We start from the raw sequence: 14493 nt of genomic DNA, 5'->3' as shown, positions 1-14493 counted from the left end.
ATTTTGCGCATCCTTTCCCGTCGACTCAGGGTAACCGAGCGAGGGCCTGTCGGCTGTTGATACAGTCCTTGTATCAGTAAATAAAAACCGGGTGGAAGTTCAATCGAGGCACAAATACCGTAAATCGCGAGGGCGAATCACGGGTTGGCGTCATTAATGAATACAGGCGTGAGCTTATCGCCCATTTATGTGTGAAATTTCAATCCTCTATGTCGGAAATAAGAGTGTTTTTCGTAGGTTTACGGCAAACTCTACGGTTTTGATCCACTCGTCAGGGATATTTCATGAATCGGACGTCTGTTGTCGATGAACAACGCTTTCGAAAATTGCTGGGTCGTAACGTTGGCTTGCCATTGGGTGTCGGTGTACTGAGCGCAGTTTTCTTCATTTTGCTGATCAGTTATCTGCTCACTGCAATACAGTGGGTCGAGCACACTGACCGGGTAATCAACAACACCAACCGCTCAATGAAACTGTCGATAGACATGGAAACCGGCATGCGCGGTTTTCTGCTGACGGGTGATCAGCATTTTCTCGACCCCTATGAGGTCGCCAAGCCGCTGTTGCTCGCCGAGCTGCAGGGGCTGGAGAAACTGGTAGACGACAACCCTACGCAGCTGGATCGGTTCAGACGTCTGTCCACGCTGCAGCAGGAGTGGAATGCGTTCGCCCAGGAGATGATCACGTTACGGCGCACCAACGGCGATTATCAAACGCCGGTGCTGGCCGGACGTGGCAAACGCATCACCGACCAGATCCGTACCGAATATGATCAGGCCGTGGAGATGGAGCAACAGCTTCGACTGAACCGCAATGCTGAAGTCACGCGCAGTACCATTCTTTCCGTCACCCTTTATCTGATATTCGTGGTGATCGTCAGCGCAATTCTTGCCTATATCGGCCGCAGGGATCTGTTGTCGCTGTCGAATACTTACAGCGAAAACCTCAGGCTGCAGGAAATCAATTCCGAGCGTCTGCAGAAAGTAGCCTGGCTGCGCAATGGCCAGAGCGAGCTGGCTGAGCAGGTTCTGGGGCAACTGACGCTGAGCATGCTGGGCCGCAATATCCTCCAGTTCCTGACCCAATACCTGGGCGCGTCGGTGGCGGCGGTTTACATTCGCCAAGACCACGGCGGCCTGACGCGCGCAGCCTCGTATGGCTTCTCCCGCGAACAGGAGCAGCAAGATCAGACCATTCACAGTGATGAAGGCATTGTCGGGCAGGCCGCCCAGCAGGACCGCATCATTACGCTGGATGAACTGCCGGATAATTACTTCAAGGTTGCTTCCGGCCTGGGCGACGGTTCACCGCGCAGCGTGGTGGTGGTGCCAACCAGCAATGACGATCAGGTCAACGGGGTGATCGAACTGGGCTTTTTGCGTGCCCTGACCGAGCGGGACATCGAGTTCCTTGAGCTGGTGGCGGACAACGTCGGCACGTCCATCGAAGCCGCCCGTTATCGCCAGCGTCTGCAGGAGGTGCTGGCCGAGACCCAGCAGCTCAACGAAGAGCTGCAGGTGCAGCAGGAAGAACTGCGCACCGCCAACGAAGAGCTGGAGGAGCAGTCGCGCATCCTCAAGGAATCCCAGGCTCATCTGGAGACCCAGCAGGCCGAACTCGAGCAGACCAACGAGCAGTTGGCCGACCAGAGTCAAGCGCTGGCCGAGCAGCGCGATGCGCTGGATCGCAACAACGAAGAACTGAATATCGCCCAGGCCGAGTTGCAGGCGCGGGCGGACGAGCTGCAGCGTGCCAGCAAGTACAAGTCCGAGTTCCTCGCCAACATGTCCCACGAGCTGCGCACGCCGCTCAACAGCTCGCTGATCCTCGCCAAACTGCTGGCCGAGAACCCGGGCGAAAACCTCACCGCCGAACAGGTCAAGTTTGCCGAGTCGATTTATTCGGCGGGTAATGACCTGCTGAATCTGATCAACGACATTCTGGATATTTCCAAGGTCGAGGCCGGCAAACTGGAAGTGCGCCCGGAAAACAGCAGCGTTCCCCGACTGGTCGAAGGTCTGCGGACGCTCTTCCAACCGCTGGCCGCCGAGAAGAAGCTGGCGTTTACCGTCGACATCCAGACCGGCGCGCCCACCATGCTGTTCACCGATCGCCAGCGTCTTGAGCAGATCCTCAAGAACCTGCTGTCCAACGCGATCAAGTTCACCGAGGCCGGCTCGGTCAGCATGGTCGTTTCGCGTCAGCCGGGCGCAGGTATCGCCTTCATCGTGCGTGATTCGGGCATCGGCATCGCCGAGGAGCACCAGCAGGGTATTTTCGAAGCGTTCCGTCAGGCAGATGGCACCACCAACCGGCGTTATGGCGGTACCGGACTGGGGCTGTCGATTTCACGAGATCTGGCGGCATTGCTGGGCGGGTCGATCAGTGTGACCAGCGCACCGGGGCAGGGCAGTATTTTCAGCCTGGTGCTGCCGGAGCATTACGTCGAGCAAGACGATCGCGAGCCGGGCAGCGATCTGCCAATCGTGCCAGCGCCTGCTGCGCTGCAGCCGTATGCCCCTGTGCTTCCGGTCATTGCGCAGCCTGTTCCGGCACCCGTGCCGATGGATACGCCGGTGCCGGTATTTGCCGACGACCGCGACAAGGCACCTTTCCAGCGACGCTGCATTCTGGTGATCGAAGACGAGGTGCGATTCGCCCAGATTCTCTACGATCTCGCCCACGAACTGGGCTACGACTGTCTGGTAGCGCATGCTGCCGACGATGGCTTCAATCTGGCATCCCGCTATACGCCGGATGCGATCCTGCTGGACATGCGCCTGCCGGACCATTCGGGCCTGACTGTGCTGCAGCGTCTCAAGGAGCTAGCGCCCACCCGGCACATTCCGGTGCACGTGATCTCGGTCGAAGATCGCCAGGAAGCCGCCTTGCATATGGGCGCGATTGGCTACGCGGTCAAGCCGACCACGCGTGAAGAGCTCAAGGACGTGTTCGCCAAGCTGGAAGCCAAGCTGACGCAGAAGGTCAAACGTATCCTGCTGGTCGAGGATGACGCGCTGCAGCGTGACAGCATCGCGCGCCTGATCGGTGACGATGATATTGAAATCACTGCGGTAGGCTTCGCCCAGGAGGCGCTGGACCTGCTGCGCGATCACGTCTACGACTGCATGATCATCGATCTGAAGCTGCCGGACATGCTCGGCAACGAGTTGCTCAAGCGCATGTCGATGGAAGACATCTGTGCCTTCCCGCCGGTGATCGTCTATACCGGCCGCAATATGACCCGCGATGAAGAAGCCGAGCTGATGAAATACTCGCGCTCGATCATCATCAAGGGTGCGCGTTCGCCTGAGCGGCTGCTCGATGAGGTCACGCTGTTCCTGCACAAGGTCGAATCGCAACTGTCCAACGAGCGGCAAAAGATGCTCAAGACCGCGCGTAGCCGTGACAAGGTCTTCGAGGCGCGCAAGATCCTCGTGGTCGACGACGATGTGCGTAACATCTTTGCCCTGACCAGTGCCCTTGAACATAAAGGCGCGGTGGTGGAAATCGCCCGCAACGGTCTGGAGGCGATTGCCAGGCTCAATGAAGTGGAAGACATCGATCTGGTCCTGATGGACGTGATGATGCCTGAAATGGACGGTTTTGAAGCGACCATCGAGATTCGCAAGGACCCGCGCTGGCGCAAGCTGCCGATCATTGCCGTCACGGCCAAGGCCATGAAGGATGATCAGGAGCGCTGCCTGCAGGCGGGTTCCAACGATTACCTGGCCAAGCCCATCGATCTGGACCGACTGTTTTCGCTGATCCGCGTCTGGCTGCCGAAGATGGAGCGTATCTGAATGAGGCTTGAATGGAGGGGCGTCTGCGATGCCAGCCCCGGGCGGTACCATGCCCATTGATCGAAGCATGGACATCGAACTGCGCCTGCTGATCGAAGCGATTTACCTTCAGTACAGCTACGACTTTCGTGACTACTCCGGCGCTTCGGTGAAGCGCCGCGTGATCCATGCGCTGCGTCAGTTCGATTGTGCAACCATCTCCGCCTTGCAGGAGCGTGTGCTCCATGATCCTGCAGCGTTCATGCAGCTGCTGCAGATTCTCACGATTCCGGTCAGTGAGATGTTTCGTGACCCGTCGCACTTTCTGGCGATCCGCAACGAAGTTGTGCCGGTGCTGCGCACTTACCCGTCACTCAAGGTATGGATCGCCGGTTGCAGCACGGGCGAAGAGGTCTATTCCACGGCTATTCTGTTGCGCGAGGAAGGGCTGTTGGAGCGGACCATCATCTATGCGACCGATATCAACCCCAGCTCGCTGGAAAAGGCCAAGCAGGGCATCTTCTCCATGGACAACGTGCGGGCCTATGCCGAGAACTATCGAAAGGCGGGAGGGCAGCGCGATTTTGCCGAGTACTACACGTCTGCCTATGACTATGCAATCTTCGACAAGACGCTGTGCGAGAACGTCACGTTTGCCGATCACAGTCTGGCCACAGATAGTGTATTCTCCGAAACGCAATTTATTTCTTGCCGTAACGTACTGATTTATTTCAACAAAAAGCTTCAGGATCGAGCGTTCGGGTTGTTTCATGATTCGTTGTGTCATCGTGGCTTTCTGGCGCTGGGCAGCAAGGAAACGCTGGAATTTTCCGCCTACGGTGGCGACTTCGAGGCGCTGGTGAAACCCGAGCGGATTTACCGGAAATCATGAGAACCACGTTTGGCGATGAAGCGCCCAGCCACGCGTTACCCGTGGTCGATGCCATTGTGGTCGGTGCCTCGGCGGGCGGCGTGGAAGCCCTGCTGAAAATATTCAGCGGTCTGCGCAGGGGGTTTTCATTGCCTATCCTGATGGTTCTGCATCTACCTGATGATCGGCATAGCCAGTTGGCCAATGTGTTTCAGAACCGTCTGGCAATTCCGGTCAAGGAAGCCGACGACAAGGAGAGCATCGTGCCCGGCACTTTGTACGTTGCGCCAGCGGGTTATCACGTCTCGGTGGAGTCTGACTTTTCCCTGTCACTGAGTCAGGAGGACAAGGTGTTTTATTCAAGGCCCAGTATCGACATTCTGTTCGGTTCGGCCGCTGATGCCTATGCGCCGCGACTGGCTGGCGTGCTGTTGACCGGTGCCAACAATGACGGCGCGAACGGGTTGCTGCAGATCAAGAAGTACGGTGGTTTCACGGTGATTCAGGACCCCGCGCAGGCCCAGGCGTCTACCATGCCTGAAGCGGGCCTGGCGCTGCACTCGCCCGATTACCTCCTTTCCCTGAACGATATTGGCCGCTTGCTGGTCGAGCTGGAACGAACCGCATGTTAAGTGAAATTCAGGCAAAACTGCTCATCGTCGATGATTTGCCGGAAAACCTGCTGGCGCTCGAAGCGCTGATCAAGCGCGGTGATCGAATCGTCTACAAGGCGCTGTCTGCGGACGAAGCACTCTCACTGCTGCTGCAGCACGAATTCGCCATGGCCATCCTCGACGTTCAAATGCCTGGGATGAATGGCTTCGAGCTGGCCGAGATGATGCGCAGCACGGAAAAGACCAAAAGCATTCCGATCGTCTTCGTCAGCGCTGCTGGGCGCGAGCTGAATTACGCCTTCAAGGGCTATGAAAGCGGTGCCGTGGACTTCCTGCACAAGCCGCTGGATATTCACGCGGTAAAGAGCAAGGTCAACGTGTTCGTCGATCTTTACCGTCAGCGCAAGGCCATGAAAATACAGGTCGAGGAGCTTGAGCGTAGTCGTCAGGAGCAGGAAGCCTTGCTCCAGCGTCTACAGTCGACTCAGGGCGAACTGGAACACGCGATTCGCATGCGTGATGACTTCATGTCCATCGTCTCCCACGAGGTGCGCACGCCGCTCAACGGCCTGATTCTGGAGACCCAGCTGCGCAAGTTGCATCTGGCCAAGGACAACGCGGCGGCGTTTACCATGGAGAAGCTGCACGCGATGGTCGATCGCGACGAGCGACAGATCCAGAGTCTTATCCGCCTTATCGAAGACATGCTCGACGTATCGAGGATCCGCACCGGCAAGCTGTCGATCAGGCCGAGTCCGTTCGACCTCAGCGAACTGGTCACGCAACTGCTGGAAAGCTTTGCCGCACAGATCGCTGCCGCAGATTCCAGCATCACCCAGTTTGCCGAACAGCCGGTGATCGGCGTCTGGGACGAATTTCGTATCGAGCAGGTGGTTGCCAACCTGCTCACCAACGCGCTGCGCTACGGTGCGCGAAAGCCGATTGAAGTGCATGTGTACAGCAAGGACAGCGAGGCGTTCATCGAAGTCAGGGATCAAGGTATTGGCATTACGGCCGAAAACCAGAAGCGCATCTTTCAGCAGTTCGAGCGGGTGTCGAGCAATCACGCTGTTGCCGGATTGGGTCTTGGGCTGTTCATTTCCGATCAGATCGTCATGGCGCACGGCGGTCGCATCGAAGTGGAAAGTGAAGAGGGCAAGGGTTCGGTGTTTCGTATCTGTCTGCCTCTGTAAGGTCGCCGCCACCGGCAGTCAAGTTTAATCACAGGTTGGCGCAACCTCCCAAGCGTGCCGTGGTCGTAATGGCAGCTATTTATAAGATCAAAGGCAGTTCAATGAGCGCTGATGCAGAAAACGTCGTACTAATCGTCGAAGACGAGCCCCTGATCCTGATGCTTCTGGCCGATTATCTGTCGGGTGAGGGTTATCGTGTCCTGAAAGCCGAGAACGGCGAGCAGGCTTTCGAGATTCTGGCGACCAAACCCCATCTCGACCTGATGATCACCGATTATCGGCTGCCGGGCGGCGTCTCGGGCGTCCAGATTGCCGAGCCTGCGATCATGCTGCGGCCTGAGTTGAAGGTGATTTTCATCAGCGGTTACCCGGCGGAGATACTCGATTCGGGCAGCCCGATTGCGTTGAAGGCACCCATTCTCGCCAAGCCCTTTACCATGGACACCTTGCATACCCAGATTCAGAAACTGCTGGCTTGATGATGACTGAGCGGGCAACTGGACGAGTCTGTGCTACCTGAAGCCTGAGCATTGCTCAGGCTTCTATCATTTCCCGTACTTTTGAAGTCAGGTGATCGAAGGCAAAGGGCTTGGTGATCAATTGCATCCCTGTGTCCAGAAAGCCTCCTCGTACCGCCGCATGTTCAGCGTAGCCGGTAATGAACAGCACCTTGAGCTCCGGCCGCAGTTGTCTGGCTATTTCCGCCAGCTGCCTGCCGTTCATGCCTGGCAGTCCGACATCGCTGATCAACAGATCGATGCGCTGTCCTGATTCGAGTATCGGCACCGCGTCCGACGCTTCTCCGGCCTCGATGAAGGTGTAGCCCAGCTCACCGAGCACCTCACTGACCAGCGTACGCACGGCCGGGTCGTCTTCGACGATCAACACGGTCTCGCCATTCTCGGCATAAACCGCATTGCTCTGGAAAGTCTGCTCGGCCTCAGACGCAAGCCCCTTAAAGCGCGGCAGAAAGAGTTGTACGGTAGTGCCGACGCCGACCTCGCTCTTGATCAGGACGTGGCCGTGCGATTGCTTGCTGAAGCCGTAAATCATCGAAAGTCCCAGGCCGGTGCCCTGGCCGATGGGCTTGGTGGTGAAGAAAGGGTCAAACGCCCGACTGATGACGGTTTCAGGCATGCCACAGCCATTGTCACTGACGCTCAGCACAACATAGTCACCTGGCAGCAGGTTCTCGTAGGCGTTGGTGAAGGATCTGTCCAACTGCTGATTGGAGGTCTCGACCACCAGCGTACCGCCATCAGGCATGGCATCGCGGGCATTGAGTACCAGATTGAGCAGGGCGCTCTCCAACTGGTTGGGGTCGGCTTCTGCGGTCCACAGATCGTGCGCAAGACGCAGTTGCAGGTGAATGCTCTCGTTGACGCTGCGCTGCAGCAGTTCGTCCATGGCATTGACCAGATGGTTCATTTCGACCGGCTTGGAGTCCAGCGACTGACGCCGCGAGAAGGCCAGCAGCCGATGGGTCAGGGCGGCCGCGCGGTTGGCCGATGTGACCCCCAGATCGATCAGGCCATTCAGGTCTTCGATGCGGCCACGCGCCAGCCGGCGTCTTATCAACTCCAGGCTGCCGATAATGCCGGTCAGCATGTTGTTGAAGTCATGGGCAATCCCGCCGGTCAACTGGCCGACCGCTTCCATTTTCTGTGACTGGCGCAGAATCTCCTCTTTGTGACGCAGCTGCGAGGTTCGCTCTTCAACCTGTTGTTCGAGCGTTTCATTGAGGCGACGCAATTGCGACTCGGCCTGTTTGCGCTCGGTGATGTCAGAGGTCACACCGGCAAGGGAGCCGATCAGGCCGTTCTTGCTGCGAGTGGCGCGGGCGCGTACATCCACCCAATTGAGTGAGCCATCCGGCCAGACATTACGGTATTCGATGATCAAGTCGACACCGGTGTCCAGGCTGCGCTGCAGCGCCGATTGCATCCTCGGTTGGTCTTCGAAGTAGACGGCGGCCAGCCACTCCTGGTAATCAAGCGTATTCTGCTCATCGCGGCCGTAATGACTTTTGGTGATGTCCGAACAGGTCAGCTTGAGGTGTTCCGCTTCCAGCACCCATGAGCCCAGCCTGCCAGCCTTCAGGGCGTTCTGCAGGCGGCCTTCACTTTCGTGCAGGTCCTCCATGCGCGCCCGGGCTTCATACTGGCGTCTACGACCACGCACAGCCGTCATTACCAGACTGACCAGCGTGACGGGATGGAAAGGGCGTTCAAGAAAGGTCACGTTGCCCAGCAGGTTGCCCATGCGTGCGGACGGGTTGTGATCCGGTCCGCCGTGATGGGTCAGCAAAACGATCGGCAAGTCCGACCAGGGCGGCTGGCGGCCGAGGAGTTCGAGCAACGGGGTCATGTCGGCGTTGCGCAGTGCCTCGTCGGCGATAATCGCCAGGCCAGCGCCCGCGCTCAGCTCTCTGACCAGCTCGGACACATCATGGGCTACCGTTGCCGGATAGCCCGCTTCGTCGAGAATACGCGTGGCGATCTGGCTGTCCCGCCCGCGTGGGGCGAGAATGATCGCGCGCTCTGACAACAGACCTGGAGTACTCACAGGTCGTCATCCTCCAGCAGCGGTTTCTTGTCACCCATGTATGACGGCACACCGCGCAGCACGCCCTGAAAGGCCGCCAGCGGTTCGCCGATTTTCAGTCCGCTGGAACTGATGCGGTACTCTCGGATAGTGGATTCGTGAGTGCCGGTACGTTTCTTGATGATCGATATGGCACGGCGTACCTGACCCAGCGCTTCGAAATAGCGCAACAGAATCACGCTGTCGGCAAGGTAGGTAATGTCCACCGGCGAGCGCATGTCGCCCACCAGTCCGTGTTGCGCTACGGTCATGAAGGTCGAGGCGCCCTGGCGGTTGAGGTAGAGCAGCAGCTCGTGCATATGCAAAACCAGCGCGCTTTCTTCCGGCATTGCCGCCTGATAGCCGTTGATACTGTCGATGACGACGGTCTTTATCTGCTTTCTATCGACTGCGCGCCGCACGCGGTGTGCGAATTCACCTGGGGACAGCTCTGCCGCGTCGATCTGTTCGACCACCAGATTGCCGGTTTCCTGCAGCGCACGCAGGTCGATACCCAGTTTGAGCATGCGCTCGAACAGCAGGCCCATTTCCTCATCGAATATGAACAGGCCGACACGCTCGCCGCGCGCCACCGCCTGTGCGGCAAAAACCAGCGAGATGAGCGATTTCCCGGTCCCGGCCGGACCGAGAATCAGGGTGCTGGAGCCGCCCTCGATGCCGCCGCCCAACAGATCGTCCAGCTCCTTGATGCCACTGCTCAATTGAGTGCGCGCGTAGTTGGAGCGGTGCTCGGCAGCCACCAGGCGCGGGAAGACTTGAATACCGTTCTCGGCAATGTTGAAGTCATGAAAACCACCGCGGTACTTCTGGCCACGGTATTTGACGATTTTCAAACGTCTGCGCTCGGCACCGTAAGTAGGTGTCAGTGCTTCGAGGCGGATAACGCCGTGGGCAACGCTGTGCACGGTCTTGTCCAGCGCCTCGGTGGTCAGGTCATCCAGCAGCAGCACCGTCGCGTTGTAGCGCGTGAAGTAATGCTTGATGGCCAGAATCTGGCGCCTGTAGCGCAACGAACTCTGCGCCAGAAGACGGATTTCCGAGAGGCTGTCGATCACCACACGGGTGGGTTTGACGCGCTCGACCACCTCGAATATCTGCCGCGTTGCTTCACCCAGCTCCAGGTCAGAGGAGTAGAGCAGGCTCTGGTGGTGATCGGCGTCGAGCAGGCTTTCAGGCGGCGTCAGCTCGAAGATATTGATATGTTCGTCGAGCTCCCAGCCGTGCGAGGCTGCACCCGAGCGCAACTCGCTTTCGGTCTCGGACAGGGTGATGTACAGGGATATTTCGCCCGCTGCCGCTCCGGCCTGCAGAAATTGCAGGGCTACGGTTGTCTTGCCGGTTCCGGGTTCTCCCTCTAGAAGAAACACATGACTGCGTGAAAGACCTCCTGCAAGGATGTCGTCCAGGCCTTCAATGCCGGTTGCCGCTTTTGACGTATTCAAGTATCGCCCTCTGATAACCGCACAGGTTTTGTTGCTATTCATTACTGGACCTTAAGGTGATGCGGCCGTTCCCTCTATTTGAGGGGGGCGGCCATATCCAATATAGCCGGGCGGGTGGTTTGCGGGTCCGGCGAATGTCAGTTCAGCCCGGTTACGATGTATCGGGTGCTGTTGTTATAGTCCTGCACCTGAACACCCCAATCTGCCTGAGGATCACGTCGTGACCGATTATCAAAGTTTCCGGGTCGAGCTGGCCGACAGCATTGCTCACGTACAAATCAACCGGCCTGAAAAACTCAACGCAATGAACGAGTCGTTCTGGACGGAGATAATCGACATTTTCGACTGGATAGAGCGCACTGACGAGGTACGCGTCGTGGTGCTCAGTGGTGCGGGCAAACACTTTTCGTCAGGCATCGATCTGGCTCTGCTGGCCTCGGTCGCCAGCCAGATGGGCAAGGATGCCGGGCGTAATGCCCGTCTGTTGCGCCGCAAGATCCGCGACATGCAGGCCTCGTTCACTGCCGTGGATAATTGCCGAAAACCGGTTCTCGCCGCCATTCAAGGCTATTGCCTGGGCGGCGCCATCGACCTGATTTCCGCGTGTGACATGCGTTATGCGGCGGCCGACGCGCAGTTCGCCATTCGCGAGATCGACATGGGCATGGCCGCCGATGTCGGCACGCTGCAAAGGCTGCCAAGGATCATCGGTGACGGTGTATTGCGCGAACTGGCCTACACCGGGCGTACCGTCGGCGCTGAAGAGGCGCAACGGATCGGGCTGGTCAATCGCACCTTCGATGACCCGGACGGTCTGTTGCAGGGTGTCCTGGCGGTGGCTCGGGAAATAGCCGGAAAATCGCCCATCGCCATCGAGGGCACCAAGCAAATGATCAGCTACATGCGTGATCACAGAGTGGATGACGGTCTCGAACACGTTGCCATCTGGAACGCAGCCATGCTGCAATCACCTGACCTGAAACTGGCGATGGCTGCGCAGATGAGCAAGCAGAAACCGGTCTTCGATAATTGATACATGACAAGGCTCGAGTCTGAGCTAAGGAGTTTCCCATGTCGCGCCCGGAGCGTTGGACAACTGCAGTTCTGGATGTCGAGGCCCCTGGCGGTTTGGCTGTGGTTCAGGGGGATCAGGGTTTTTTGCTGGATGCCAACGGGGTGCTGTTCCCCAGAAGCTGGCTGGCTGCGCAGGACCTGCCGGTGCAGAGCGAGCACGGCATCGGCTATTTCGACGGTGAGCCTGTCTACCTGCTGGTGCTGGAACGCTCGGTTAGCGTCGAGGGTGGCGCCTGGCAGGGTTTGCGTCAGTTCATGCTGGACGGTGATTTTGCTGTTTTCCAGATGCTCGGCTACGCCGCGCAAGTCAGCACATGGGCCAGGGAACACCGTTTCTGCGGTGCCTGCGGTCGTCCCACCGTGCAGATTCGCGGAGAGCGGGCGATGTTCTGCGAACATGACAACCTGCGGCTGTACCCGCGTATTTCGCCGAGCATGATCGTGCTGGTTACTCGGGGTGATGAAATCCTGCTGGCCCGCTCACCGCGTTTCGTCACCGGTATGTACAGCGCACTGGCCGGGTTTGTGGAGCCGGGTGAGTCTGCTGAGGACTGCGTACACCGCGAGGTGATGGAAGAGGTGCAGGTACGCATCAAGAACCTCAAGTACCGGGGCAGCCAGTGCTGGCCGTTTCCGCATTCGATGATGCTCGGGTTCCATGCCGAATACGAAAGCGGCGAAATTGTGCCACAGGCAGAAGAAATCGAAGACGCACGCTGGTTTCATGTCGATGACCTGCCGCCGTTACCAGCCAATCGGTCAATTGCCCGTTACCTTATCGAGGCGTACCTGGCCGAGCGTTCAGGCGCCCCCGAACCAGTGCTGCCAGGCTAGGCGCACGGTCAGGCCCAGGACCACGGTGATGAACACCGGGCGGATGAATTTGGCACCGCCCTTGATCGCGGTGCCTGCACCGAAGTAGGCACCAAGCATCACCGCAAGGCCCATGCTCAGGCCGATGATGTAATCCACCTGGCCAGAAAAGATGAACACCGACAATGCCACGGCATTGCTGACGAAGTTCATGCTGCGCGCCACGCCGCTGGCCTTGACCAGATCCACCGGGTAGAGCAGCAGGGTACTGACTGTCCAGAAGGCACCGGTACCCGGCCCGGCAACACCGTCGTAGAAACCCAGTCCCAGTCCTTGCGGCAGCTGCCATTTCTTCTTGATCGGCGCATTGCTGTCCAGGGGCGCCTTGGGCGTGCCACCAAACAACAAGTACAGCCCGCAACCGAACACAATCACCGGCAACATCTGGTTCAGCCATTCGGCTGGCAGGTAATGGGCGATCACCGCGCCCAGCGCAGCACCGACTGCAGTACCGGCCACTGCATGCAGCCATTGGCCTGGGTCAAACAGCTTGCGACGGTAGAAGGTGAAACTGGCCGTCGCTGAACCAAAGGTCGAGCTGAGCTTGTTGGTGCCCAGCACCAGATGCGGCGGCAGGCCGGCTGTCATCAGCGCAGGGGTGGTCAGCAGTCCGCCGCCACCGGCGATGGCATCTATGAATCCCGCTATGAAAGCAACCACGGCAAGAATGGCGAGGGTGGTCAGGTCGACGCTGAGTTCAAAAGGCATGGTGGCAGAGGGCTTATGGCGAGGACGGCAAAGGGGCAGGATGGCTGCCCGAACGTAGCGGATTCTACCCCTTGTGCAATGCTTGCAGGAAGTCAGATGTCGGTGAGCGCGACCCAGCGCTGCTCGGCAGCGGCCACGCGAATGGCCGTCGCCAGGCGCTCGATGTGCCACGCTTCCTCGAAGTCCGGGCCACGGCTGCGCTGACCGCATACGGCCTGGATGAGCGCTTGTACTTCGAGCGCCTTGAGCTCGTTGTAGCCCAGCTGGTGGCCGGGAGCCGGGCAGAATGCGGCGTAACCCGGTTGTGCAGGGCCGGCCAGCAGACGCTGAAAACCATCGCGCCCGACTGCGCCTGTACGATAGAGGCGCAGCTCGTTGAGCCGCTCCTGATCGAACGCCAGCGTGCCCTTGGTGCCGCTGATCTCGAAACTCAGGTGGTTTTTGTAGCCGTGTTTGAGCCAACTGCTGCTGAAGGTTCCGCGCGCACCATTGGCAAAGCGCAGTAGCGCGTGGGTCTGGTCGTCCACTGCAATGGCGCGGATCTGCTGGCTGCCGAGGCTCACCGGGCGTTCACGGTGTACGGTGCTGGAGTCAGCGCAGACTGCTTCGATGTCGCCCAGCAAATGACGCGCCATCGCCAGCAAGTGGCTGCCCAGATCGGCCAGCGCACCGCCCGCATGCGCCGCTTCACAGCGCCACGACCAGGGTGACGCCGGATTACCCATGAAATCCTCGCTGAACTCGCCCTGAAAGCTGACGATCTCGCCCAGTTCGCCGGCTTCGATCATTTCCCTGGCAAGGCCGATCATCGGGTTGTGCTGGTAGTTGTAGCCAACCTGGGTGACGACACCCGCAGCCTTGGCACTGCGGCGCATTTCATCGGCCTGGGCGAGATTCACGGCCAGCGGTTTTTCGCAGTACACCGCCTTGCCTGCGGCGATGGCGGCCATTGCCATGGGGAAGTGCAGGTGATTGGGGGTGGTAATCGCCACGATCTGTACGTGCGGATCATCGATCAATTGCTGCCAGTCAGCGTGGCAGCGGTCGAACCCCCAGGCGCTTGCGCATTGCTCGGCGCGCGCACTGTCGGCGTCCGCCAGCGCGGAAAGCCGGATGCGTGCAGGCAGATCAAGCGCAGCGTTGGCGTTGCCGAACGCCAACGCATGGGCGCGGCCCATGAAACCGGTGCCGATCAGTCCGATACCCAATTGCGCAGGTGATGTGGAAAGGGATTCCCGCATGACATTCTCCAGAAAGGATTGTTGTTATGCGGAAAATATATTCCATATATTTTAATAATGGAAAATTAATTCAATTTCTTTTTGCCAGTCG

General features: G+C 58.7%; 11 protein-coding genes. 7 read left to right on the top strand and 4 right to left on the bottom strand.

Going from position 1 to position 14493, the window contains the following annotated elements:
* The first annotated feature begins 284 nt into the window (after positions 1 to 284).
* From JOE34_RS19520 to JOE34_RS19500, 5 genes are all read left to right on the top strand, one after another.
* Positions 285 to 3803 carry a response regulator gene (locus JOE34_RS19520; RefSeq protein ID WP_024684611.1) on the top strand — a complete coding sequence of 1173 codons (3519 nt, stop codon included), beginning with the start codon at positions 285 to 287 and terminating at the stop codon, positions 3801 to 3803.
* Positions 3804 to 3852: 49 nt separating this feature from the next.
* A complete protein-coding gene (locus tag JOE34_RS19515; RefSeq protein WP_003318059.1) occupies positions 3853 to 4674 on the top strand; it encodes a protein-glutamate O-methyltransferase CheR in 822 nt (273 codons plus the stop codon).
* The gene (locus tag JOE34_RS19510; protein ID WP_003410240.1) at positions 4671 to 5285 is read left to right on the top strand and encodes a chemotaxis protein CheB; all 615 of its coding nucleotides are present in this window, start codon (positions 4671 to 4673) and stop codon (positions 5283 to 5285) included. The genes JOE34_RS19515 and JOE34_RS19510 overlap by 4 nt, the downstream gene beginning before the upstream one ends.
* A complete protein-coding gene (locus tag JOE34_RS19505; protein WP_004404756.1) occupies positions 5279 to 6460 on the top strand; it encodes a hybrid sensor histidine kinase/response regulator in 1182 nt (393 codons plus the stop codon). Before JOE34_RS19510 ends, JOE34_RS19505 begins: the two co-directional genes overlap by 7 nt.
* 101 nt (positions 6461 to 6561) lie before the next feature.
* Positions 6562 to 6939: a response regulator gene (locus JOE34_RS19500; RefSeq protein WP_003318062.1), complete on the top strand. Its 378-nt coding sequence runs from the start codon at positions 6562 to 6564 to the stop codon at positions 6937 to 6939.
* 55 nt (positions 6940 to 6994) lie between these two features.
* Here JOE34_RS19500 and JOE34_RS19495 read toward each other — a convergent pair whose 3' ends face one another.
* Together JOE34_RS19495 and JOE34_RS19490 are read right to left on the bottom strand one after the other, a co-directional pair.
* Positions 6995 to 9025, bottom strand: a complete 2031-nt coding sequence (locus JOE34_RS19495) for a response regulator (RefSeq protein WP_046266470.1) — start codon at positions 9023 to 9025, stop codon at positions 6995 to 6997.
* Complete coding sequence (locus JOE34_RS19490) at positions 9022 to 10506, bottom strand: ATPase domain-containing protein (protein ID WP_024650114.1); 1485 nt, start codon at positions 10504 to 10506, stop codon at positions 9022 to 9024. Before JOE34_RS19490 ends, JOE34_RS19495 begins: the two co-directional genes overlap by 4 nt.
* 220 nt (positions 10507 to 10726) lie before the next feature.
* Here JOE34_RS19490 and JOE34_RS19485 point away from each other — a divergent pair, with 220 nt between their 5' ends.
* Complete coding sequence (locus tag JOE34_RS19485; protein ID WP_003416456.1) at positions 10727 to 11539, top strand: crotonase/enoyl-CoA hydratase family protein; 813 nt, start codon at positions 10727 to 10729, stop codon at positions 11537 to 11539.
* A 38-nt stretch (positions 11540 to 11577) separates the two neighbouring features.
* A complete protein-coding gene (nudC, locus tag JOE34_RS19480; RefSeq protein ID WP_004404749.1) occupies positions 11578 to 12414 on the top strand; it encodes an NAD(+) diphosphatase in 837 nt (278 codons plus the stop codon).
* Here the strand turns inward: nudC and JOE34_RS19475 are convergent.
* Positions 12382 to 13161 carry a TSUP family transporter gene (locus JOE34_RS19475; protein ID WP_003410257.1) on the bottom strand — a complete coding sequence of 260 codons (780 nt, stop codon included), beginning with the start codon at positions 13159 to 13161 and terminating at the stop codon, positions 12382 to 12384. The genes nudC and JOE34_RS19475 overlap by 33 nt on opposite strands.
* A 92-nt stretch (positions 13162 to 13253) precedes the next feature.
* Complete coding sequence (locus JOE34_RS19470) at positions 13254 to 14402, bottom strand: Gfo/Idh/MocA family oxidoreductase (RefSeq protein WP_046266469.1); 1149 nt, start codon at positions 14400 to 14402, stop codon at positions 13254 to 13256.
* Positions 14403 to 14493 lie beyond the last annotated feature (91 nt).

Origin of the sequence: Pseudomonas sp. PvP028 (assembly GCF_017832255.1) — a bacterium.
GTDB classification, from domain to species: domain Bacteria; phylum Pseudomonadota; class Gammaproteobacteria; order Pseudomonadales; family Pseudomonadaceae; genus Aquipseudomonas; species Aquipseudomonas syringae.
Note: the sequence above shows the minus strand (reverse complement) of the source record. Positions and strands in the feature narration are given on the sequence as shown.

Bases quoted from the DNA above. Each gene is read 5' to 3' on its own strand.
- JOE34_RS19520 (WP_024684611.1), top strand. From the start codon at position 285: ATGAATCGGACGTCTGTTGTCGATGAACAACGCTTTCGAAAATTGCTG.
- JOE34_RS19515 (WP_003318059.1), top strand. From the start codon at position 3,853: ATGCCCATTGATCGAAGCATGGACATCGAACTGCGCCTGCTGATCGAA.
- JOE34_RS19510 (WP_003410240.1), top strand. From the start codon at position 4,671: ATGAGAACCACGTTTGGCGATGAAGCGCCCAGCCACGCGTTACCCGTG.
- JOE34_RS19505 (WP_004404756.1), top strand. From the start codon at position 5,279: ATGTTAAGTGAAATTCAGGCAAAACTGCTCATCGTCGATGATTTGCCG.
- JOE34_RS19500 (WP_003318062.1), top strand. From the start codon at position 6,562: ATGAGCGCTGATGCAGAAAACGTCGTACTAATCGTCGAAGACGAGCCC.
- nudC (WP_004404749.1), top strand. From the start codon at position 11,578: ATGTCGCGCCCGGAGCGTTGGACAACTGCAGTTCTGGATGTCGAGGCC.
- JOE34_RS19475 (WP_003410257.1), bottom strand. From the start codon at position 13,161: ATGCCTTTTGAACTCAGCGTCGACCTGACCACCCTCGCCATTCTTGCC.
- JOE34_RS19470 (WP_046266469.1), bottom strand. From the start codon at position 14,402: ATGCGGGAATCCCTTTCCACATCACCTGCGCAATTGGGTATCGGACTG.